Annotated in this window: 1 protein-coding gene; it reads right to left on the bottom strand. The window is 60.4% G+C overall.

Going from position 1 to position 815, the window contains the following annotated elements; genetic code table 11:
* Nucleotides 1-49: 49 nt before the first annotated feature.
* A partial coding sequence (locus VK92_RS37610; protein WP_048026819.1) for a bacteriophage T4 gp5 trimerisation domain-containing protein occupies nt 50-815 on the bottom strand: 766 nt, incomplete at its 5' end.

Below are 815 nucleotides of genomic sequence, written 5' to 3' on the forward strand. Positions count from 1 at the left end.
GCCTTGTCCTTGAAGGGGTATTTGAAGTTAGCCATAAATGTCCGTGTGCTTAGGCATCGCCCGAGAAGGTCAGGTAGAAAGCGTCATCCGGCGAATCACCGAATACCGAGTCGCCAGATAGTGAGAGCACATTCCCTGCACCCTTACGATCCTGGACCATTGGGCCCTTCACGCGGATGGCGACGGCTTCGATCTCCACGCCGCAATCGTCCAGCGTAATCGTGCCGCCGGGGCCACGCAGGCGGATTACCTCGCCGGCGTGCAACTCGATGACCTTGGTGCGATGCCGAATGGCTTGCCCCGCCTCCAGTTCGGCATGCCCCTGCACCCGCTGCGTTAAATGCCCGCCGATATCCACCGTGTGATCGGCCACGGTCTTGTCGCGGCGATGGTTGCCAACCTCCTCGGTACGATCCTTGCCAGTGTGGATGGTGTGGTTTCGGCCGATGCTCAGGAAGTCGTCCTGCCCGATGTCGTGGCGTCGGTCCTGGCCGATGGTGACCTGCTCATCGTGGCCAACCGTCTCCTTGCGGTCGTTACCGATGGCGATGGTTTCGTCGTGCTCGACCTGTTCGCTGCGGTCGTTGCCCACGAAGATGGTTTCGTCGTGGTTGACGTGGATGTTCTGGTCCTTCTGCGCGTGAACGTAGATTTCTTCCTGATCCTTCTCGTCCTCGAAGCGCAGTTCGTTGAAGCCCTCGCCCTTGTGCGTCTGGCTCTTGATCGTCATCCGCGTCTTGTGTCGCGGTAGCTCGTACGGCGGCAACTGCAAGCGGTTGTACGCCCGCCCGATGATGAGAGGCTGGTCCGGATCG

It is taken from the genome of Burkholderia sp. LK4, from assembly GCF_001043615.1.
Taxonomy (GTDB): domain Bacteria; phylum Pseudomonadota; class Gammaproteobacteria; order Burkholderiales; family Burkholderiaceae; genus Burkholderia; species Burkholderia cepacia.